Below are 19,844 nucleotides of genomic sequence, written 5' to 3' on the forward strand. Positions count from 1 at the left end.
AAGGCCCGCCCTTTTCTTTTGGCCTGTCAAATCGCATAGTTCGCCAAGAATTCCGGAGAGCGAATCATGGCCTTGAAAGTCGAACTCAAGCCCGGCGAGAAAATGCTGATCGGCAATTGCGTAGTCACCAATTCCGACCAGCGCACGCGGCTGTTCATCGAAGGCTCGGCACCGATCCTGCGCGAAAAGGACATTCTGACGCCGACGACCGCCGATACGCCCGCAAAGGCCCTCTATCTGGCCATCCAGATCATGTATGTCGAACAGAACGTTGGAAATCTGCAGAAGAGCTATTTCGAACTGGTCAACGATATCGTTGCCGCTGCCCCCTCCACGTTGCAGTTCGTCGACCAGATCAATAACGAGATATTAACTGGCAATTTGTACAAAGCCCTGAGGATCGCGCGCAAGTTGATCGATTACGAAGGGGAGTTGCTTACCAATGCATCAACACGGAGCTCTGGCGTATCAGCAGACGGCTCGTCAGACGGCTAACCCCCGAGACCTCGAAGCCAATCTTCTCGCCAAGCTCGCCGGCCGCCTCCAGCAGATCCGTGACAACTGGCCGGTTTCTCCTTCTGAACTCGAAGAAGCCCTGACGCGCAACCGCAAGGTCTGGAGCATCTTCGTCGCTGCCGTCACCGATGAGGGCAGCCCCCTGCCGGCCCCCGTCCGCGAAAATATTGCCAACCTGGGCATTTTCGTCATGGGTCAGACGCTGGAAGTCATGGGCGCCCCGGCACCCGAAAAGCTCGATGCCCTGATCAACATCAATCGCCAGATCGCCGCAGGCCTGCGCTCCAAGCCGAACCAAGCCGCCTAAGCGCGCCTTTGCAGGTTTTCTGCGCAAACTTATCCCCGCCTCCCAAACCTCGACTATTCTTTTGCGTACGGACCCGCTTTTATGGGCGCGAGCGCAACGAACGTTTGGGCGGGACCGGTCCGGGTCCGATGGGAGTCGTCCCAGCGGAGGTCCGAACGTCACCGAGGCCAGCCACAGCGATCCTGTGGTCACCGGGGAAACCTGGCGGGGATTGGCCCCAGCCCGAGCGGACGCCAAGCCAAAAATCCCGGATGTATGCGGCGAGGCGGGCCTCGCATCTAAATTATCAGTATGAGGCATCGTCTCGCCGCATACCGTCCACGCTGTTTGACACCGGGGCTTAAAGGCCGCCGGACGAATAGGCATGCCTACCTGAGGTAGTTCACCAGCGTCAGTTGGCTCACCATCGATGTCACCTGATAGCTCGCCTGGAGGCGGGTCTGGAGCGTGAGGATTTTTGCCGCAACCTCTTCTTCAGGCGCCGACTCGATGTCCGCCAGCATCGTCTGCAGTTGTGCGTCGTATTGCGTATGGCGCTCCTTGACGGTGTTCATCGTGGAATTGGCAAGCCCCAATTCCATCATGATCACCTCGATCGAGCCGGGATTGGCGTTGTTGTCTTCCGAAAGCCGACCGCGCTGGATGTCCACCATGCCCTCATAGCGCGCGGCATTGGTTTCATCGACCGGCGTAAACGAACTCGCCGCAAAGACCGCAAGGCCTTTGACGAGCTCATTGAGCCCATATTCGTTGGCCTGAACGCCGTAATTGACCTTGGTGCTTTCATCGACATTCGTCGTGACGGTCTTGCGCGGATTGGTGCTGTCCTGGCCGTTGTACCAGCGCACCGTATTGTCATAATTGGTATCCGCGACAAGCGCCTCGGGCGGCCCCGCGTCGTACCGCATCACCGGCGCGCCCGAGGCATTGAAGAAATTATCCGCTGCCGCGTAGGTGGAAGCGGATTCAAGCGAGGTCGGCACAAGTTCGTCGAGCTTGGCCTGCAACGCCGTCTGGAAATTCGCTGCCGTTTCCGCTTCGTCCGCGCCGATCAGATACGATCCCGACGGAGGGGGATTTTCATCGGTCGCCTTGAGCGTGATGTATTCTACACGGCCCCGATCGTCCGGGTAGCTCAACCCGATCGTGATTTCGTCGCCGGCCTCGAGCGCGGAGATGTCGGTGAATTCGACCGAAACCGTATTGGCGACTGGCGCGTCAGGATCGTGCGCTGCCGCGATGTCGGTCACCGTGGCATAGGCCCCGCCGCCGGTTATACTCGAGAGCTTGAAGCCGAAGACGTGATCCCCGTCCTCGGTCAGCGATACCGTCTGCCCGGCGAGGGTGTTGTCCAACCGTCCATTGTTCGCGGTATCGGCGGCATTGCGCTCGGCCATCACGTCGAGAAACCCGGCCTTGCCGCCTGCGCCGTTCATGATCATGTCGTAGGCGGAGACCGGCTTGGTATCGGACGCGTTGCCGCCGAAAATGTACTGGCCGGTGATGTCGGTATTGAGCAGGTCGACAACCTCCCGCAACAGGTTTTCCGCCTGCTGCTGGGCATTGACCAGCACCGTGCCGTCCGAGCCATACGCATTGGGCACCGCAAGCGCCCGCGCCTCGGCTTCGATTTCCTCGAGCCGCTCGAGCGAATTGTTGTAAAAGCTCAGCCGCGTTTCGGTGGTGAGGATGTTGGCCTGATACCCCTCGATCCGCTGCAGCCGCCTACGAATGTTGAGATCGTGCACGCGATCGAGCCCGAGCGAAGCGAGCGTGTTGTAACGCTTCCCGGTCGCAAGCTGCTGCTGCAGATTTTCCATCTGCTTTTGCATGTTCGCAATCGTCGTCATGTTGCTCGACTGCGCGTAGAATGACTTGTTGACGATCGTAGTCATCGCGGGACCTTACATTTGCATCAGCGCGTCGATGAGTTCCTGCACGGTCGAGACCACCCGCGCACTCGCCGAATACGCGTTCTGGAGCTCAATGAGCCGTGCCATTTCCTCGTCGACATTCACGCCGTATTCCGAGCTCATCTTCGTGACCACCGACTCCAGCGTCGACATGTGCTGGCTATCGAGGCTCTGCGCCTTGGACACCACATTGCCCTGATGATTGATCATCTGGGAGATCATGTCGCTCACCGAGCCCGAAAGCCGCACGCCACCGTCCGAAAGCGCCGTCATCTTTTCCGAGACGAACTCCATGGACTTGAGCGCGTCGAGCAGGAATTGCGGCCGGTCCGAATCCCCCAGCGAAACACCAGCGTCGTATTGCACCAGCAGCGCGCTGTCCGCGACGATCGCCGAATTGATCTGGATACGCCCAGCGAACCCCACCATCTGGTCCGTGCCGTCGACGCTTCCGGTATAAGCCGCGTCATTGGCGTCCGTGAACAGGTTGAGCGCCAGATCGCCATTCTGATCGCCCGAAGCGGCGGCATAGCCGGTCATCGAGGTAATCGTGGACGTCGCGCCGCCGTCGTCCATGACGCGCAGCACCCCGCCGCCTTGATCCGAGAAGGTAACATCGGGCCCCAGAGCCGCGTTGAGCGCCGCTGCTGCCGCCGTCTGGTCGGACAGATCAAGCGCGATAACATCCTCGCCGGCCGCATTGGGCGATGGCAAGGCGGTGCCGTCTTCCGAGTGGACCAGCCGGACCGTATGCGTGCCCGCCGAGTCGGTATATTTGACCAGGACCGAGTCGCCGGGCTCCACGTCGGAAAGATCGATTTCGAACCCCGCCGGAACCCCCGCGCCGCCGCCGCCCACCGCCGTACCATCGGTCGTGACCGTGTTGAGCGCTTGCGCCAGCCCGGCCGCGATCTCATCGAGCTGGTTCTGCACCGTCACCAGAGTATCGTCGCGCAGCTCGATAAGCCCGGCAATCCGCCCTGAACTCAAAAGGTCTTTAGCCACCAGGTCGATTTCGAGCCCTGACGGCGTCCGCATCACCAATGTGCCGACGCCATTGGCGTCCGGATCGCTGTCATAGAGCTTGCCGGCGTTGAGCGTTCCGCCCGAGTTGAACTCGAAGAACGAAGGCTCGACATCGAGAATGCCGACCCCGGATTCGGTCATCAGCGCAACGGTGCCGTCGTCGCGATAGGAGGCCTTGACGTCGATGAGTTCCGAGATCGACGCGACCAGCCGGTCGCGTTCATCCATCAGCCCGAGCCGGGACGTTTCGTCCTGCGACAGATCGAGAATGCGAACGTTGACGTCCGCAAGCGCTCTGAGGTTCCGGTTAAGCTCGGAAACCGAGTTGGAAATCTGGCTCTCGGCTTCCTGTCGCATCTCTTGGACGGCGCCGGTCAGCCCGTTCAGCTGCTCGACCAGCGCCTGGGCCGTATTGAGCACGTCCGCCCGTGTCGTCAGGTCGTTCGGATTGGTCGCCATCGACTGCAGCGCGTTCTCGAACGAGGCGTAGAGCGTGTCGAGCGAGTTGTCGTCTCCTGGCATCCCGAGATGCATCTGGAGACGGTCGAGATATTCGGCCTGAATGTTGTAGAAACTGGCGTTCGAAACCGCGACGAGATGCTGCTTTTCCAGCGCCTGGTTGAACGCACGCTCGAGCGCCAGAGTACGCACCTGCGCGCTGGTGCCGAAGCTGGTTTCGGAAATGACGAGCGACTGCTTGTGGTAGCCGGGCGTCCCCGCATTGGCGACATTGCGCGAGACCACGTCGATGCCGCGCTGGCTCGCATTCATACCCCCAAGAGCATTCGATAATGTCGAACTCAGACCCACGGCTCAAACCCCATATCGCCCGTGCCACCCTAAGACAAAAGCGCCGTCCCGGTTTGCCGGGACGGCAGACATCGTCACCGGATCATGTTGAGGGCTTCCTGCAGCATTTCGTCGGACGTCGTCACGATACGCGTCCCCGCAGCGTAGGCTTGCTGCGTTACGATCAGCTTAGTAAATTCCTCGGAAATGTCCGTATTGGAGTTCTCCAATGCTCCGCCGGTCATACTGCCCTCGGTCGAAATGATCGCTTCGCCGGACTCCGCGGTCGCCGAGTAAATACCCCCATCAAGCCGCTTGAGCATGTTCTCGGCATTGAATGTCGCCGTCACCAGCTGGAAGAGCTCCACCTGCTCGCCGTTCGAATAGGTCGCAACCACACGGCCGGAGTCGTTGATCGCCACGGACATGAACGAGCCGGCAGGGTAACCATCCTGATCGAGCGCCGAGACCGACGCGCGGCCATTGGCATTGTCGTACTGCGAAACGCCATCCTCGCCGAAGTCGAGCTCGACATCTCCGATCAGCGTCCCGTTGATCGTCAGATCATCGAGCGTCAGCGAGATACTGTCACCCGCCGCCACCGCGGCGCCGCCAACCGAGGCCACCGTACCGTCGTCGTTGAACGCAAAATCGCCGTTCGGCACTTCGGTCCAGGTCTCAGGATCGCTCTGGCTCATATAAAAGAGCTGCCAGGTATCGGGAGCCTCGCTCATCTTGCCCCAACGCATCTGGACGTTGGCCGAGGCACCGTTCGGCGCATAAACGGTGATCGCCCCGCCTTCTACCGTCTGCTCGAGGAATTCGGGGATGCCCTGACTCGAAACGCCCGGCAGTTCACCCGTGCCACCGATCGTAATCCCGGTCTGGACGTCATCGGCCTCGATGACAAGATCGCCACCCACGATCGACGCGGTTGCGTTGATATTGGCATTGCCGTTGATCCAGTTGATCAGATCCTGAACGGTCGTTCCGTCCACACCCTCGGTGAACGTTTCGACGCCGTCGCCCGTATCGATCGTAAAGGTATCGCCAGCCGTGAAATCGGCAAAACCCGAAAGAGCATCGGTACCCGCGACAGTACCCGTATTCGTGCTTGTCTCCGCCGGGGCATTGAGGAGGCCGACAGCCGGTACAGCAGGCAGGTTCAGCGCATAGTTGATCCGGCTCGTCGCCTGCGCCGCGATCAGCCCGTTGCTGACCTGGATCATCTGCGGAACCGAACCCGAGACGTTGCCCGTCGAGGGATCGATCGGCACGCCCTTGAGATAATAACCCGCGCCATTGACCAAATAGCCTTCGCGGTCGAGCGAGAAGTCCCCACGCCGCGTGTAGAAGTTTGCGTCGCCAAAGACCGACGAGCCGTCCGTCGTACCGGTCTTTTCCGCGACAACGAAGAACCCCGACCCGTTGAGCGCCACATGCGTGCTCGTCGCGGATGTGATGATGTCGCCGCGCACGTCATTGGTCGAGCGCGAATAGGAAAGCACCGCCCCCGGCGACTGCCGGCCGACTGCCGCATCCGGGATCAGATCGATAAACCCGGTCTCCATCCGCTTGTAGCCGGTGGTCTGCGAGTTCGCGATATTGCCCGAGATGTTTTCCAGCGCGAACGACTGGGCCTGCAGCCCCGTAACGGCAGTCGCCAATGCCCCATAGATACCCATACAACTCTCCGTTTCGATCGCGGCCCGGCCGCAAGTAGTCAAAACAAGATAAGCAAGCACAGTGCCAATCCGCTAAACCTTTGAATCTATGCGGAATCCCTGCTGTTGACGGATCGCCGCCGCCGGATCGCCGGGAAAAATCCGCCCGACGACCGGCAAATCTTGCCGCGCTTCACGGGGCTTGCTTGTTTCGCGATGGACGATGGTCTAAACCCCTTGGCCGCAAGCCAAGAACGCGAACGGTGCCCGAAAATGCTCTTTGAGTCCGCAGATCAGTTCCGAGCCCTCGACCGCAAGGCGGTGACGGTCTTCGGCATGGCCGGCGTCGGCAAGACGCGCCTGGGAAATCTTCTGCGCCGTTCGGACTGGTTCCATTTCTCCGTCGATTTCCGCATCGGCACGCGGCATATGGGCGAATACATCGTCGACAACTTCAAGCACCACGCAATGAAGGTCCCCTTTCTGGCCGAGCTCCTGCGGTCGGACTCGATTTACATCTCCTCCAACATCACCTTCGACAATCTCGAGCCGCTTTCGACCTACCTGGGGACCCCGGGCGACCCCGAAAAAGGTGGCCTGCCCTTCGCTGAATATCAGCGCCGGCAGGAGCAGCATCGGGTCGCCGAGGTCTATTCGCTGCTCGATGTCCCCTATTTCATCGAGCGCGCCAAGGACCTATATGACTACGACAGTTTCCTGTGCGACACCGGCGGCTCGCTCATCGAGGTGCTCGACCCGCACAACCCCGAGGACCCCGTGGTCAAGGCGCTGACCGAGCATACAGTGTTGCTCTATCTCAAGGGCTCCGAACAGGACGCCCACAAACTCGTCTCGCGCTTCAAGGCCCAGCCCAAGCCGATGTACTACCCGCCGGATTTCCTCGTCGCCAAATGGGAAGAGTTCAAGTCCGCCAACGGCGTCGCCAACGACAACGACGTCGACCCCGACGCCTTCGCGGTCTGGGGCTTCGAAGCCCTGCTCAAGGATCGCCTGCCCCGCTACCAGGCCCTGGCCGACAATTTCGGCTACGAGGTCGAGGCGACCGATCTCGCCGCGGTTAAGAACGAGTCCGAATTCATAGAGCTCATGTGCAGCGCCATCGACGCCAAGAACGCCTGACCTGCACGAGAACTCTATCGAGGACCACCTGAATGCCCATCCGTATCCCCGACGAACTGCCCGCCAAAAAGACGCTCGAATCCGAGGGCGTCGTCGTCATGGATTCGACCCGCGCCGCGCGCCAGGACATCCGCCCGCTCGAGATAGGCCTCTTGAACCTGATGCCCAACAAGGAGCGCACCGAGACCCAGTTCGCGCGCCTGATCGCGGCAACCCCCTTGCAGATCGACCTTTCGCTCGTGCGCGTCACCGATCACACTTCGAAGAACACACCCGAGGAATACCTCCAGACCTTCTATCAGACCTGGGAGGAGGTCCGGACCCGCAAGTTCGACGGCTTCGTCGTCACCGGCGCCCCGATCGCCAACCTCCCTTTCGAAGACGTGCGCTACTGGCCGGAAATGCTCGAGATCATGGACTGGACCCAGTCCAACGTCCATTCGACCATGTTCATCTGTTGGGGAGCCCAGGCCGCCCTGCACCACTTCCACGGCGTCAAGCGCTACCGCCTGCCGCAAAAGGCGTTCGGCGTCTACCGCCACAAGGTTGTCGACTGGCGCTCGCCCTATCTGCGCGGCTTTTCGGACGACCTCGCCGTTCCCGTCTCGCGCTACAACGATATCGATCGCACCACCCTAGGCAACGACCTCGACATCCTCATCGACAACGACGAGATCGGCATCTGCATGCTCGGCGACAAGAAATACCGAGCCCTCTACATGCTCAACCATCTCGAATACGACAACCGCTCGCTCGTCGATGAATACGAGCGCGACATCAAGGCCGGGCTGGCGACCCCGATGCCGGTTAACCTCTTCCCCGGCGACGACCCGGACAAGACGCCGGAAAACCGCTGGCGCAGCCACGCGCACCTGTTGTTCCAGAACTGGATCAACGAAATCTACCAGACGACGCCGTATGAGATCGACAGGATCGGACTGAACGACACCTGACGGGCTCACGACCGGTATCGCGGTCCGCCACTGCAGAAAGAGCGCTTGCCCCCCTGCCAGGCCGGACGGTGCTCCCGGCCAGGCCTCCGCTCGGGCCACCGCAGGGCGCTCGACCGATGCAGGTGTACCGGGCCGAACCATCTCGCCCGCCTTGCAAATTCCGGCGCACCGCCTACCTTCATTCCGCAATCAGGAAAGAAAGCCGCGTGCCCAGCAATCTCCCAACAACATTCGCAGACGAGGTCGGTATCACGCTGGGCAATCTGGCCGACGCGGCAACCGGCGCCGTGACGCCGACCTTGCGTCTTGGGGTCACCGGCCTCTCGCGCGCCGGCAAGACGATCTTCATTACCGCGCTCATCCACAACCTTGTGACCGGTGCGCGCCTGCCGGGCTTCGCCCCAATGAACGAAGGCCGCCTGATCGGCGCGCGGCTCGCCGAGCACCCGGACAATGCGACCCCGCGCTTTGCCTATGAAAACCACCTCGCCGCGCTCCTGGGCGATCCACCCTTCTGGCCCGAGAGCACGCGGCGCATTTCGCAATTGCGCCTCACCCTGCGCTACCAGAGCCGCAATTGGCTCAAGTCCCAGTTCGGCGTCTCGACGCTCAACCTCGATATCGTCGACTATCCCGGCGAATGGCTCCTCGATCTGCCGCTGCTCACCAAGAGCTTTGCAGCCTGGAGCGAAGAGGCCCTTTCGCTCGCGCGGCGCCCCGCCCGCAGGCATGACGCCAAAGATTTCCTCGACATTCTTGAGACTGTGGACCTCACGGCCCCTTCAAACGAAGCAACGGCCGAGAAGCTTGCCGAAGCCTTCACGCACTACCTTCGCGAATCCAAGTCCGACCGTCAGGCGCTCTCAACGCTGCCGCCCGGACGCTTTCTCATGCCCGGCGACCTCGAAGGTTCGCCGGCCCTCACCTTTGCGCCCCTCCCCCCGCCATCGGGCCCGGTCAAATCGGACAGCCTCTACGCCATGCTCGAGAGGCGATACGAGGCGTATAAATCGCTCATCGTACGCCCGTTCTTCCGCGACCATTTCGCGCGACTGGACCGGCAGATCGTCCTTGTCGATGCGCTGCGCGCACTTAACGCCGGCCCCGAAGCCGTTGCCGACCTCGAAGCCGCGTTGACATCCGTGCTGGCGTGTTTCCGGCAGGGCAGTTCCAATCCGATTTCCCGGCTTCTCAATCGCAGGATCGACCGAATTCTGTTCGCGGCAACAAAAGCCGATCATCTCCACCACTCCTCACACCCTCGCCTCGAAGCCATCCTCAACCGGCTCGTTGCGAGCGCGGCACGGCGCGCCAAATTCTCAGGCGCCCAGACACGACCGCTCGCCATCGCGGCAGTCCGCGCGACCCGCGAGGGCACGATCAAGGACAACGGCGAAGCGCTTCCCACAATCATCGGCACGCCCGAAAAAGGCCAGGCCCTGGGCAACACGACATACGATGGCGGCACCGAAATCGCATTGTTTCCCGGGGACTTGCCGGAAAATCCCGATTCACTGTTCAAAACATCTGAATCAACGCCTCAACTCAATTTCCTGCGCTTCCTGCCGCCCCGGAACCTCACCCAGACCGAAGCAGGCGATCCGGTTCTGCCCAATATCCGGCTCGACCGCGCTATCGACTTTCTGATCGGAGACCGGCTCGCATGAGAGAACCTCGCGCCGTTCCAACCCGTTCGCCGGAAAACGCGGGCAACACGGCCCGGGCGCCGCGCGCATTCGCGAGCGATCGCGCCGAGGAGGCCGAGGATGTTTTCAAAGACAGCGCCGAAGCCCTTTCGCAATCGGACGTAACCCCCGAGCCCAGAAGGCGCGGCGGCTTCTGGCGCGGCCTTGCGCTTTGGACCGGCGGCACGCTCGTTTCGCTGGGCCTCGGCCTTGCCGCCGAGCGTCTGATCCGCGACCTCTTTGCGCGTTACGACTGGCTCGGTTGGGTGGGTCTGGGCGTTCTGGGCATATTCGTTCTCGCGCTCATCGTCCTCATCGTCCGCGAGATCGCCGGGTTAATGCGCCTGCGCATGCTCGATGCACTCCGCGAACGGGCGGCCCGGACGCTCGTCAGCGATAACCTCAAGGACGCCCGTGCGGTCGCAAGCCATGTACTCGAACTATATTCCGGCCGTGCCGAACTGGCCAAGGCGCGCGATACGCTGCATGGCGATCTGAAGCACCAGCTCGACGGTGCGGAAATGATCCGCATCACGGAGCGGGCGATCATGGCCCCGCTCGACAGGAAGGCCCGCGCGCTGACCGCCGCCAGCGCCAGACGGGTGGCACTCGTCACCGCAGTGGCGCCCCGCGCCCTCATCGACATCGCCTTTATCGTTTTCGAGAGTTTCCGCCTCGCGCGCAATCTCGCCGACCTTTACGGCGCGAGGCCGGGCCTGTTCGGCTTCCTGCGGCTCGTCCGCGCCATCCTCGCACACCTGGCCGTGACCGGCGGCCTGGTTTTGACTGACGGCCTCGTCGAACAACTCGTCGGCCAGGGCCTCGCGGCCAAGCTTTCCGCTCGGCTCGGCGAAGGCGTGGTCAATGGGCTAATGACGGTGCGGGTCGGAATTGCCGCCATCCGCGTCGTCCGCCCGCTTCCCTTCGATACTCAGAAATCGCCGGTCGTGACGGACTTCATCGGCGACCTCACAAGGGTCGCGACGGAGAAAACCGCACAGCAATAAGGGCGGTGCCAGATGGCATCGCCCTCCAAACTTGCAATCTCATGGTGAGATGTAAGAGCGGGTCCTTAGATAAGGCCCGCCTTCTGGCAGTCGCTGTAGGAGATCGACGAGATCTGCACGTTGGGCGTCGCCAGCTCCGCGGTCAGCGAAGGCTCAACGTCGAACGCGTCCGAAAGCGAGGACTTGCTGCCCATTTCTTCGCAGTACTGGGCAACATAGGGCAGGTCCTGGTCGGACACGGTGATCGTTCCGATAGGCGTCTGCGCAAAGGCAGTGCCTGCGGCGAGAGCACCAACGAGGGTAGCGGAAGCAAGAAGCAGATTGGTTTTCATTGAAGTAGTCCTTTTTAAGGTTTGTGTCCGGCTGGAAGGTCGTTGCCCGCCAGTTCCGAACCCCCAAACGCTCGCTCCGCCGGATGGCCTTTGTTGGACCAATTTTGGGCACAATTGCCTTAATCGGATGAATTCGTGATAAAAATTTAGCAATGATTTGAAAAGGTTGCGCGGGGTTCCTATATCGACAATTCGCCGGAATGCGGCCCTCGGCAAGCCTGTCGAAACGCCTGTTCAAATTTGTATCCGATTGCTCCGATATGCGTCTTCCGAGACGTCCGTAGGAGGCCCGGCCGACTTGGCGACCGGACCATTCCCGTTTGGCAATCGGCCTATTCGACAAGGCCGGCTTCTTCACAGTCGTCGATCGTGATCGACGAGAGGTCGATGTTAGGGGTCTGAACCTCCTCGAGCGGACCGGCTTCGGAATCATCGCTGTCCGAGTCGGCGTCCGAGTGTTCACCTGCGAGGTCTTCACAGTAAGCCTGGACATGGGGCAGTTGTTCATCGGTCACAGTGATCGTGCCGATAGGCGTCTGGGCGAATGCGCCCGCGCCGAGCGTAAGTCCGGCGAACAGTGCGAAGGGCGTGGCGAGAGCTTTGAGCTTCATATCTTTCTCCTCTTAGACAAGAGCATAAGCGGCGGACGGCATGTCCGCCCTTCGCCAAACGATGCCGGCGGCGCGCCGTTGCGGCCCTTAACTTTGGTTATTGGATGACAGCAGCGTCAGCGCGTTTGACACGCCGTTTATATATCGATATATCTCGATACATGGATACTAATAACGCCATCGACGCCTTCTCTGCACTCGCGCAACCGACGCGCCTCGACATCTTCCGCCGGCTCATCAAGGCCGGAACTGATGGGCTGTCCGCCGGAGCAGTCGCCGAGGCGGTAGAGGGACGTCAGAATACGGTCTCGAACCACCTCTCCGTGCTCGCGCGAGCAGGCCTGATCGAGGGCCAACGCGACGGCAGGACAATCACCTACCGCGCAAATTTCGCGCAGGCCGGTCAGCTTGTCGCATTTTTGCTGGAGGATTGCTGTGGCGGGCGCCCCGAAATCTGCGCGCCACTCGTGAATACCCTTTCGTGCCTGCAACCGGATACTGCGGAGACCTGCTGTGACTGAGCCCGTCTATAACGTCCTCTTCCTGTGTACGGGCAATTCAGCCCGCTCGATCCTCGCCGAGGCTCTGCTCAACCGTGATGGTCGGGGCCGGTTCCGGGCCTATTCCGCCGGCAGCCATCCCAAGGGTGAGGTCCACCCTTTCACTATTCACATGCTCAAAACCCTCAATATCGACCCGGGATTTGCCCGATCGAAAAGCTGGGACGAATTCGCCGAACCGGGCGCGCCAGAATTCGATTTCATCTTTACCGTCTGCGACGACGCCGCGAAGGAAGAATGCCCCGTCTGGCCCGGCCATCCGATGACCGCGCATTGGGGCGTACCCGATCCCGCCGCCGCCGAGGGCACCGATAGCGAGAAGCACGTCGCTTTCGCCGAGGCCGCCCGGCAGCTGGGCAACCGCATTTCGCTCCTGATCAACCTGCCCCTCGAGAGCATCGACCGGCTGGCGCTCAAGACCAAACTCGCCGCCATCGGCCAGACCAAGGACTGAATTCCTATGACCATCGATACCACTGCCCCCGCGCCCGCGGGCGGAATCGGCTTTTTTGAAAAATGGCTGTCCGTCTGGGTCGCTGCCGCGATTGTTGCCGGCGTCGTCCTTGGCAATCTGTTCCCAGGCGCCTTCGCCGCCCTGGCAGCGCTCGAATACGCCTCGGTGAATTTTGTGGTGGCGATCCTCATCTGGGCCATGGTCTACCCCATGATGGTCGCGGTTGATTTCGCCTCGATCGCGAAAATTGGCGAGCGTCCCAAGGGTCTGGTCCTGACCATTGTCGTCAACTGGCTCGTAAAGCCGTTCACCATGGCCCTCCTGGGCGTCGTGTTCTTCAACTACCTTTTCGCGCCCCTGATCGACCCCGCCGATGCCCAGCAATATATCGCCGGCCTCATCTTGCTTGGCGCCGCGCCCTGCACCGCCATGGTGTTCATCTGGTCACAACTCACGCGCGGAGACGCGACCTACACCCTCGTGCAGGTTTCGGTGAACGACGTCATCATGGTCTTCGCCTTCGCGCCCATCGTGGCCCTTCTGCTCGGCCTGACCGAACTGACAGTGCCCTGGCAGACCCTGCTGCTGTCCGTCGGTCTTTATGTCATCGTTCCGCTCATTGCCGGCATGATAACGCGCGCGCTTCTGCTTAGCGATGGTGACCAGCAGTCGCTCGACGCGTTCAATGCCCGCGTCAAGCCGTTCTCGGTGCTCGGACTGCTCATTACCGTGGTGCTCTTGTTTGGCTTCCAGGGCGCGACCATCCTGGCCAACCCGCTGATCATCGTCCTTATTGCCATCCCTCTGCTCATTCAGTCCTACGGGATCTTCGGCATTACGTTCTGGGCGGCATGGAAGTGGAAAATTCCGTTCAATATCGCGGCGCCATGCGCCTTGATCGGCACATCCAACTTCTTCGAACTTGCCGTGGCCGTGGCAATATCCCTGTTCGGGCTTAATTCCGGAGCAGCGCTCGCGACGGTCGTTGGCGTCCTCGTTGAGGTTCCGGTGATGCTCTCCCTCGTGGCTCTGGCCAATCGCAACCGGCACCGTTTCACCGAGCAATAGTTCCGCCTCGAGGACACGTCACGACAGGATCAGGCCATGACCATCACCATTTACCACAACCCCGACTGCGGCACTTCGCGCAACACCCTCGCCATGATCCGTCAAAGCGGCGAGGAACCTGTGATAATCGAATATCTCAAAACCCCGCCCGACCGCGCCACGCTTGTCGATCTCATTTCCCGTTCGGGCCTCACGGTCCGCGCCGCCATGCGCGCCAAGGAGCCGGTCTTTGCAGAACTTGGCCTCGGGGATTCGAGCCTGTCGGACGACGCCTTGCTCGACGCAATGCTCGCCCACCCGATCCTCATCAACCGCCCCTTCGTCGTGACGCCACGCGGCGTCCGTCAGTGCCGTCCGTCCGAGGTGGTCCTCGACATCCTGCCCAATCCCGATATCGGCCCGTTCACGAAGGAAGACGGCGAAGTCGTGATCGATGCAGAGGGCCAGCGCGTCAAATAGCGCTTACTGCTTGGCGACGATGAAGGCCGCCGCCCCGGCCATTGCGCCGGCAGCACCCCGGTTGAGAAACTTGAGGGCGCGCGGATTGCGCAGGAAGTTCCGTGCCTTTGCGGCCAACGCGATATAGGGCACGAGAACGACATAGAGCACGGCAATGGAGATCACGACCAGCCAGCCAAAATCGGCAGGCGTCACCTGTTCGAGGTCCACCACGGTGGGCAGCAGTGCCATATAAAAGATGATGGTTTTTGGATTTGAGATCGTTACTGAGAAGCCCGAGAGCATCGACGCGAAGAACCCGCTTCCCTTACGGGCCGAGACCTTTTCCGGATCGATCCCCGCCCGCCAGAAGCTGATCGCCAGGTAGACGAGATACGCCGCCCCGGCGAACTTGATGACGACAAACAGACCCGAGTACGTCGCTGCGATCGCCGTAAGCCCAAGCACCGCGAAGCTGAGATAGGTAAGGTCGCCTAAAACCAGCCCTCCGAGAAACCACAGCGCCGGCCGGAATCCCGAACCGAGCGCCTTGCCCACCGCTGCCGCGATCCCCGGCCCGGGAATCGCCGCCGCGATGGCGAGCGCAACGGCATAGGGAAGAAAGTCGAGTAGGAACATGGCATCGTGCTCACGGGGCCCAGGCAGGCACGATGCTCTACACCGGAATGGCCTCGGAGAAAAGCGGCACCTTCGCGCCGGCCCTGAGCTAGGCTGCGTCTTCCTGGCGCGCGGAGTCTGCCAGCGTCACCTTGAGCCCGTCGAGTTCTTCGCTCATCAGGATTTGGCACGAAAGCCGCGAATTGGGCTGGATATCGGGCACGGAATCCAGCATGTCCTCTTCCTCGTCCGATGGCGGGTTGAGCTTGTCTTCCCATTCCGCGTCGACGAAGACGTGACAGGTCGCGCACGAGCACGACCCGCCGCACTCGGCCTTGATGTTGAGGCCCCAGTCGCGGATCACCTCCATCACGCGCCAGCCCTCGAGCGCTTCGAGCTCATGGACGGTGCCTTCCTGGTCGGTGACGATGATCTGCATCTTTATGCGACTCCGAGTTTCTTCTGCAGCTTGGTCGAGGACGTGGTGTACTGGAAGATGACCTTCTCGTCCGGGTGAACGATGCGCTTGGCAGCCTGCGCCATCAGCGCGCCCTCGTGGAAGCCCGAAAGGATGAGCTTCAGCTTACCCGGATACCAGTTGATGTCGCCGATGGCAAAGATGCCCGGCACGCTGGTCTCGAATTTCTCGGTATCAACCTTGATGAGCGCGTTGTCGTGCAGGTCGAGGCCCCAGTCCGCAACCGGTCCGAGCTTCATGGTGAGCCCGAAGAACGGCAAAAGACGGGTTGCGGGAATGCCCATCTCGCCGGCCTTGGTGTTGAGCACGACTTCCTCGAGCTGCCCGTCCTTGCCTTCAAGCCTGCCGAGCTGGCCGATGACGAAGTTGATCCGGCCCTCTTCGACGAGCGCGTGCATCTTGTTGACGCTGTCCGCGTGGCCACGGAACTGGTCACGCCGGTGAACGAGCGTAAGCGACCGCGCGATGGGTTCGAGGTTGAGCGTCCAATCCAGAGCCGAGTCCCCGCCCCCGACGATGACCACGTCCTGGTCGCGGAACTCTTCCATCTTGCGCACGGCATAAAAGACCGATTTGCCTTCATACTGCTCGACGTCGGCAACCGGCGGACGCTTGGGCTGGAACGAACCGCCGCCCGCGGCGACCACGATCACCTTGGTGTTAAAGACCGTCTCCGCGTCCGTCGTCACCCGGAAGCCGCCCTCGGGCAGCTTCTCGACATTGGTGACCATCTGCGAATAGTGGAATTCGGGCGAAAACGGCGCAATCTGCTTCATCAGATTGTCCGTAAGCCCCTGCCCCGAAATTTCGGGGAAAGCGGGAATGTCGTAGATCGGCTTTTCCGGGTACAGCTCGGCGCACTGTCCCCCGGGCCGGTCCAGAATGTCGATGACGTGGCATTTCAGGTCGACCAGACCCAGCTCGAACACGGCAAAAAGCCCCACCGGGCCCGCGCCAATGATCACGACATCGGTTGTGATTTCATTTCCGCTCATTGAATGGTCCTTATCAGGATCGATCTATCGGTTTGGGGCGCTCTATAGATGAGCTTGCCTCTCAAGTATAGCTTCCATTGCGCCGCAGGAAGGGCCGCGTGCCGGCCGGCACTTCGCCCAGCCCCACCGGCTGGTAGTAGTGCGAAACCGCCGCCAGAGCGTCCTTTTCCAGCGCCTCACGCGTAGGCTTGTGCGTCACGATGAACGCGTTGATGCCGCAACGGCGCATGAAGGGGATCTGGTCGGTCAGAACATCGCCTACCGCCCGCATCTCGCCCTCGTAGCCGTAGCGCTCACGCACCAGCCGTGCGCTGGAATAGCCGCGCCCGTCGGTGAACTTGGGGAAATTGATTGCAATCGAAGAGAACCGGTCCAGATCCTCTGCGACGTCCTCGACCTTCTCACCGGGATCGACCTGCAGTCCGATCGGATGCGGGCTGGCAAGGAAAGCGTCGCGGTTCTCAAGGAAAACCGTGACCGGCACATGCGTATAGCGCACGTCGCCGGGAACGTCGTCCTCGGCCCAGGCGCGCCAGGGATCGGCCTTGAACTCACCGTCCTTGAACAGGGTCTTCTCCGACTGGCTCATGGGCGCCGCAATCTTCCCGTTGAAGTCAAAGTGGATACCGCATTCCTGCTTGTTGAGCCCGCGCCAACGGCCCGCGCGCGGGTCCTCGCCTTCGGCAACGGCGCTTGTGCACGGCGCACAGCCGATGGATTTGTAGCCCTCGGCGTAAAGCGGGTGCTCGGGCAGGCCGTGCTCGGCCTTGTACGCCTCGATATCGGCATGCGTAAAGTACGCAAGCGGGTTGACCTTGATGCGGTCGTCGCTCGTCAACTCGAAATGCGGCAGCACGCCCCGGTCCGAAGTCTGGAACCGCTTGCGGCCGGTCACCCATCCGCCATAGCCCGAGACCACTTTTTCGAGCGGTTCGGTCTTGCGGATATGGCAGCAGCTGTCGGGGTCCGTCTCCCAGAGGTTGCCGTTGGGATCGAACCGCTCGATATCGCCGCTGTCCGGATGGAGCGCCAGTACGTTCGTCAGCCCCAACTGCTGCTTGAGCGTTTCCACATAAGCGAGCGTTTCGGGGAAATGCTTGCCCGTCTCCAGAAACAGCACCGGCAGATCTGGGTTCACCTTCGACACGACGTGCAAGAGCACCGCCGAATCCGCCCCGAACGAAGAGACGATCGCCAGATCGCCCGGCAGCAATTCCTCGGCAGCCTGACGCAGCACGCCCTCGGCATCCATCTCGTCGAACATGCCGTTGAGCGCGATGATGCCGAGCGACCGCAGCTTGTCGGGCTTGGCCTCCGCGACCGTGAACATGGGATTAGCCGTTGCCATAAAGCGCCTCCTTGAACGGCGCGTCGCCCAGCCGGCGATAGGCCGCGATGAAGGTTTCATCCGGGGTTTCCCGGTGGGCGATATAGGTGTCCACCAGCTTCTCGATGGCGCCGGGCACCTCCTCGGCGACGAAACCGCGTCCCAGGATGTTGCCGATGGCCGCATTTTCGCTCGCATCGCCACCAACGGTGATCTGATAAAGCTCCGTGCCCTTCTTCTCGACACCAAGAATACCAATGTGACCGACGTGGTGATGCCCGCAGGCATTGATGCAGCCCGAGATCTTGATCTTGAGGTCCCCGATCTCCTTCTGCCGCTCGGGTGCCGAGAAGCGCTTGGAGATATCTTGCGCGATCGGGATCGAGCGGGCATTGGCCAGCGCGCAGTAATCGAGCCCCGGGCAGGTGATCATATCCGTGATCTCGCCCGCATTGGCTTCGGCCAACTCAGCCTCCACCAGCGCGTCATAGACCGCCTTGAGATCGGTGAGCGCGACATGCGGCAGAACGAGGTTCTGCTCGTGGGTCACGCGCAATTCGTCGAAGCTGTACTTTTCCGCGAGATCCGCAACGACCTCCATCTGCTCGGCCGTCGCATCGCCCGGCGCGCCACCGATGGGCTTCAGCGAGATCGTGACCGAGGTATAGCCCTGCTTGGCATGCGGGAAGGTGTTGTTCTCAAGGAACCGTCCATAGGCCGGATTGAGGATCTTCTCCTTCTCCACATCGATATCGACAACGCCGACGTCCTTGAATGCGGGCAGCGCGAAATAGTCGGTGATCCGGTCCAGCTCTTCCTGCGGCAGGGTCAAAACGCCACCGCGTACCTGCGCGAACTCTTCCTCGACCTGCCCCTTGATCGTCTCGAGGCCTTCCTCGTGAACGAGGATTTTGATGCGCGCCTTGTACTTGTTGTCCCGGCGCCCATAGCGGTTGTAGACGCGCAGGATCGACTCCAGATACGCCAGCAGGTGTTCATGCGGCACGAAACCGTTGATGAGCTTGGCGATCATCGGCGTACGGCCAAGCCCGCCGCCGACATAAACCGCCCAGCCGACATCGCCCTTGCCGTTGGTCTGCGCCATCAGCCCGATATCGTGGAACTTCACCGCCGCGCGGTCGTTCGGCGCGCCGGTGATGGCGATCTTGAACTTGCGCGGCAGGAAGGTGAATTCCGGGTGCAGACTCGACCACTGCCGGATGATCTCGGCAACCGGACGCGGATCGATGATCTCGTCGGCCGCCGCGCCGGCGAACTGGTCGGTCGTGACGTTTCTTATGCAGTTCCCCGAAGTCTGGATCGCGTGCATCTCGACCGAGGCGAGATCCGCAAGGATCGCCGGCACGTCGCGCAGCTTGGGCCAGTTGTACTGGATGTTCTGCCGCGTCGTGAAATGTCCGTAGCCACGGTCGTACTTGCGTGCGATATGCGCCAGCATCCGCATCTGCTTTGACGACAGCGTGCCATAGGGCACGGCGACGCGCAGCATATAGGCGTGAAGCTGCAGATAAAGACCGTTCATAAGCCGCAGGGGCCGGAACTGGTCTTCATTGAGCTCGCCCGAAATGCGGCGGCGCACCTGGTCTGAAAACTGGGCAACGCGTTCGTTTACAAACGCGGCGTCGAACTCGTCATATCGATACATGGCCGTCCTCGTCGAGGTTCTGGCGGGAAAAACGCGGAGTGGTGGGGCCCTCGGCGCGGATGCGCTCACGGATACGGTTGGGGACGATCACACCGTCCTCGACGCTCACCGCCTCGGCCTCGATGCTGATGACCATGCCGGTGGCCTGGGTCGCGGCGATCGCAGCGTCACGCGCCTCGGCGTCGTCCTTTGCAAAGACCCGCGCCTTTTGCAGGTCCTCGCCCCAATGCCCTTCGCCGTCGAGATAGACGACGGCGCCCGAGAGCAGTTCGTTTCCCGTGAGGATTTCCATTGCCG

At 61.4% G+C, this 19,844-nt stretch carries 21 protein-coding genes; 10 read left to right on the forward strand and 11 right to left on the reverse strand.

Going from position 1 to position 19,844, the window contains the following annotated elements; genetic code table 11:
* Positions 1 to 66 precede the first annotated feature (66 nt).
* Positions 67 to 495 (forward strand): flagellar biosynthesis repressor FlbT, encoded by a 429-nt coding sequence (gene flbT / locus LSG43_RS08970; protein WP_231803279.1) that lies wholly within the window; start codon positions 67 to 69, stop codon positions 493 to 495.
* Positions 443 to 823, forward strand: coding sequence for a flagellar biosynthesis regulator FlaF (gene flaF / locus LSG43_RS08975; protein ID WP_231803281.1), 381 nt, complete (start codon positions 443 to 445; stop codon positions 821 to 823). The genes flbT and flaF overlap by 53 nt, the downstream gene beginning before the upstream one ends.
* Before the next feature lie 368 nt (positions 824 to 1,191).
* On the opposite strand, the gene LSG43_RS08980 is transcribed toward flaF, so the two are convergent.
* From LSG43_RS08980 to LSG43_RS08990, 3 genes are all read right to left on the reverse strand, one after another.
* On the reverse strand, positions 1,192 to 2,718 hold the full coding sequence (locus LSG43_RS08980; RefSeq protein WP_231803283.1) for a flagellin N-terminal helical domain-containing protein: 1,527 nt from the start codon (positions 2,716 to 2,718) through the stop codon (positions 1,192 to 1,194).
* A 9-nt stretch (positions 2,719 to 2,727) separates the two neighbouring features.
* Positions 2,728 to 4,572 (reverse strand): flagellar hook-associated protein FlgK, encoded by a 1,845-nt coding sequence (gene flgK, locus LSG43_RS08985; RefSeq protein WP_369412471.1) that lies wholly within the window; start codon positions 4,570 to 4,572, stop codon positions 2,728 to 2,730.
* Positions 4,573 to 4,646: 74 nt separating this feature from the next.
* Positions 4,647 to 6,236 (reverse strand): flagellar hook protein FlgE, encoded by a 1,590-nt coding sequence (locus tag LSG43_RS08990; protein ID WP_231803287.1) that lies wholly within the window; start codon positions 6,234 to 6,236, stop codon positions 4,647 to 4,649.
* Between the two features lie 252 nt (positions 6,237 to 6,488).
* Here LSG43_RS08990 and LSG43_RS08995 point away from each other — a divergent pair, with 252 nt between their 5' ends.
* The 4 genes from LSG43_RS08995 (at position 6,489) to LSG43_RS09010 (ending at position 11,000) form a co-directional block, all read left to right on the forward strand.
* Entirely contained in the window at positions 6,489 to 7,355 is an 867-nt protein-coding gene (locus LSG43_RS08995; RefSeq protein WP_231803289.1) for an ATPase, read from the forward strand.
* Between the two features lie 32 nt (positions 7,356 to 7,387).
* Positions 7,388 to 8,308, forward strand: a complete 921-nt coding sequence (locus LSG43_RS09000; protein WP_231803291.1) for a homoserine O-succinyltransferase — start codon at positions 7,388 to 7,390, stop codon at positions 8,306 to 8,308.
* 206 nt (positions 8,309 to 8,514) lie between these two features.
* Positions 8,515 to 9,975, forward strand: a complete 1,461-nt coding sequence (locus LSG43_RS09005) for a YcjX family GTP-binding protein (RefSeq protein WP_231803292.1) — start codon at positions 8,515 to 8,517, stop codon at positions 9,973 to 9,975.
* Positions 9,972 to 11,000 carry a YcjF family protein gene (locus tag LSG43_RS09010; RefSeq protein ID WP_231803294.1) on the forward strand — a complete coding sequence of 343 codons (1,029 nt, stop codon included), beginning with the start codon at positions 9,972 to 9,974 and terminating at the stop codon, positions 10,998 to 11,000. Before LSG43_RS09005 ends, LSG43_RS09010 begins: the two co-directional genes overlap by 4 nt.
* A gap of 65 nt (positions 11,001 to 11,065) precedes the next feature.
* On the opposite strand, the gene LSG43_RS09015 is transcribed toward LSG43_RS09010, so the two are convergent.
* Positions 11,066 to 11,332 (reverse strand): DUF2147 domain-containing protein, encoded by a 267-nt coding sequence (locus LSG43_RS09015; protein WP_231803296.1) that lies wholly within the window; start codon positions 11,330 to 11,332, stop codon positions 11,066 to 11,068.
* Between the two features lie 332 nt (positions 11,333 to 11,664).
* Positions 11,665 to 11,943: a hypothetical protein gene (locus tag LSG43_RS09020; protein ID WP_231803298.1), complete on the reverse strand. Its 279-nt coding sequence runs from the start codon at positions 11,941 to 11,943 to the stop codon at positions 11,665 to 11,667.
* A 161-nt stretch (positions 11,944 to 12,104) separates the two neighbouring features.
* Here LSG43_RS09020 and LSG43_RS09025 point away from each other — a divergent pair, with 161 nt between their 5' ends.
* The 4 genes from LSG43_RS09025 to arsC are packed head-to-tail and all read left to right on the forward strand — an operon-like array spanning position 12,105 to position 14,484.
* Positions 12,105 to 12,464 carry an ArsR/SmtB family transcription factor gene (locus LSG43_RS09025; protein WP_231803300.1) on the forward strand — a complete coding sequence of 120 codons (360 nt, stop codon included), beginning with the start codon at positions 12,105 to 12,107 and terminating at the stop codon, positions 12,462 to 12,464.
* Positions 12,457 to 12,957: an arsenate reductase ArsC gene (locus tag LSG43_RS09030; protein WP_231803302.1), complete on the forward strand. Its 501-nt coding sequence runs from the start codon at positions 12,457 to 12,459 to the stop codon at positions 12,955 to 12,957. The genes LSG43_RS09025 and LSG43_RS09030 overlap by 8 nt, the downstream gene beginning before the upstream one ends.
* A gap of 6 nt (positions 12,958 to 12,963) precedes the next feature.
* Positions 12,964 to 14,025 (forward strand): ACR3 family arsenite efflux transporter, encoded by a 1,062-nt coding sequence (gene arsB, locus LSG43_RS09035; RefSeq protein ID WP_231803304.1) that lies wholly within the window; start codon positions 12,964 to 12,966, stop codon positions 14,023 to 14,025.
* A 36-nt stretch (positions 14,026 to 14,061) separates the two neighbouring features.
* Entirely contained in the window at positions 14,062 to 14,484 is a 423-nt protein-coding gene (arsC, locus tag LSG43_RS09040; protein ID WP_231803306.1) for an arsenate reductase (glutaredoxin), read from the forward strand.
* Positions 14,485 to 14,487: 3 nt separating this feature from the next.
* On the opposite strand, the gene LSG43_RS09045 is transcribed toward arsC, so the two are convergent.
* The 6 genes from LSG43_RS09045 to LSG43_RS09070 form a co-directional block, all read right to left on the reverse strand.
* The gene (locus tag LSG43_RS09045; protein WP_231803308.1) at positions 14,488 to 15,102 is read right to left on the reverse strand and encodes a LysE family translocator; all 615 of its coding nucleotides are present in this window, start codon (positions 15,100 to 15,102) and stop codon (positions 14,488 to 14,490) included.
* A gap of 88 nt (positions 15,103 to 15,190) precedes the next feature.
* A complete protein-coding gene (locus tag LSG43_RS09050) occupies positions 15,191 to 15,520 on the reverse strand; it encodes a 2Fe-2S iron-sulfur cluster-binding protein (RefSeq protein WP_231803310.1) in 330 nt (109 codons plus the stop codon).
* Between the two features lie 2 nt (positions 15,521 to 15,522).
* Positions 15,523 to 16,554 carry an NAD(P)/FAD-dependent oxidoreductase gene (locus tag LSG43_RS09055; protein ID WP_231803312.1) on the reverse strand — a complete coding sequence of 344 codons (1,032 nt, stop codon included), beginning with the start codon at positions 16,552 to 16,554 and terminating at the stop codon, positions 15,523 to 15,525.
* Positions 16,555 to 16,615: 61 nt separating this feature from the next.
* On the reverse strand, positions 16,616 to 17,902 hold the full coding sequence (locus LSG43_RS09060) for a phosphoadenylyl-sulfate reductase (protein WP_231803314.1): 1,287 nt from the start codon (positions 17,900 to 17,902) through the stop codon (positions 16,616 to 16,618).
* A complete protein-coding gene (locus LSG43_RS09065) occupies positions 17,889 to 19,547 on the reverse strand; it encodes a nitrite/sulfite reductase (RefSeq protein ID WP_231803316.1) in 1,659 nt (552 codons plus the stop codon). The genes LSG43_RS09060 and LSG43_RS09065 overlap by 14 nt, the downstream gene beginning before the upstream one ends.
* Positions 19,534 to 19,839 carry a DUF2849 domain-containing protein gene (locus LSG43_RS09070; protein WP_231803318.1) on the reverse strand — a complete coding sequence of 102 codons (306 nt, stop codon included), beginning with the start codon at positions 19,837 to 19,839 and terminating at the stop codon, positions 19,534 to 19,536. The genes LSG43_RS09065 and LSG43_RS09070 overlap by 14 nt, the downstream gene beginning before the upstream one ends.
* Positions 19,840 to 19,844: the final 5 nt, after the last annotated feature.

It is taken from the genome of Pelagibacterium xiamenense, from assembly GCF_021166475.1.
GTDB lineage: Bacteria > Pseudomonadota > Alphaproteobacteria > Rhizobiales > Devosiaceae > Pelagibacterium > Pelagibacterium xiamenense.

Coding starts and splice junctions, on each gene's coding strand:
- flbT (WP_231803279.1), top strand. CDS start 67: ATGGCCTTGAAAGTCGAACTCAAGCCCGGCGAGAAAATGCTGATCGGC.
- flaF (WP_231803281.1), top strand. CDS start 443: ATGCATCAACACGGAGCTCTGGCGTATCAGCAGACGGCTCGTCAGACG.
- LSG43_RS08980 (WP_231803283.1), bottom strand. CDS start 2,718: ATGACTACGATCGTCAACAAGTCATTCTACGCGCAGTCGAGCAACATG.
- LSG43_RS08990 (WP_231803287.1), bottom strand. CDS start 6,236: ATGGGTATCTATGGGGCATTGGCGACTGCCGTTACGGGGCTGCAGGCC.
- LSG43_RS08995 (WP_231803289.1), top strand. CDS start 6,489: ATGCTCTTTGAGTCCGCAGATCAGTTCCGAGCCCTCGACCGCAAGGCG.
- LSG43_RS09000 (WP_231803291.1), top strand. CDS start 7,388: ATGCCCATCCGTATCCCCGACGAACTGCCCGCCAAAAAGACGCTCGAA.
- LSG43_RS09010 (WP_231803294.1), top strand. CDS start 9,972: ATGAGAGAACCTCGCGCCGTTCCAACCCGTTCGCCGGAAAACGCGGGC.
- LSG43_RS09015 (WP_231803296.1), bottom strand. CDS start 11,332: ATGAAAACCAATCTGCTTCTTGCTTCCGCTACCCTCGTTGGTGCTCTC.
- LSG43_RS09020 (WP_231803298.1), bottom strand. CDS start 11,943: ATGAAGCTCAAAGCTCTCGCCACGCCCTTCGCACTGTTCGCCGGACTT.
- LSG43_RS09025 (WP_231803300.1), top strand. CDS start 12,105: ATGGATACTAATAACGCCATCGACGCCTTCTCTGCACTCGCGCAACCG.
- arsB (WP_231803304.1), top strand. CDS start 12,964: ATGACCATCGATACCACTGCCCCCGCGCCCGCGGGCGGAATCGGCTTT.
- arsC (WP_231803306.1), top strand. CDS start 14,062: ATGACCATCACCATTTACCACAACCCCGACTGCGGCACTTCGCGCAAC.
- LSG43_RS09045 (WP_231803308.1), bottom strand. CDS start 15,102: ATGTTCCTACTCGACTTTCTTCCCTATGCCGTTGCGCTCGCCATCGCG.
- LSG43_RS09050 (WP_231803310.1), bottom strand. CDS start 15,520: ATGCAGATCATCGTCACCGACCAGGAAGGCACCGTCCATGAGCTCGAA.
- LSG43_RS09055 (WP_231803312.1), bottom strand. CDS start 16,554: ATGAGCGGAAATGAAATCACAACCGATGTCGTGATCATTGGCGCGGGC.
- LSG43_RS09060 (WP_231803314.1), bottom strand. CDS start 17,902: ATGGCAACGGCTAATCCCATGTTCACGGTCGCGGAGGCCAAGCCCGAC.
- LSG43_RS09065 (WP_231803316.1), bottom strand. CDS start 19,547: ATGTATCGATATGACGAGTTCGACGCCGCGTTTGTAAACGAACGCGTT.
- LSG43_RS09070 (WP_231803318.1), bottom strand. CDS start 19,839: ATGGAAATCCTCACGGGAAACGAACTGCTCTCGGGCGCCGTCGTCTAT.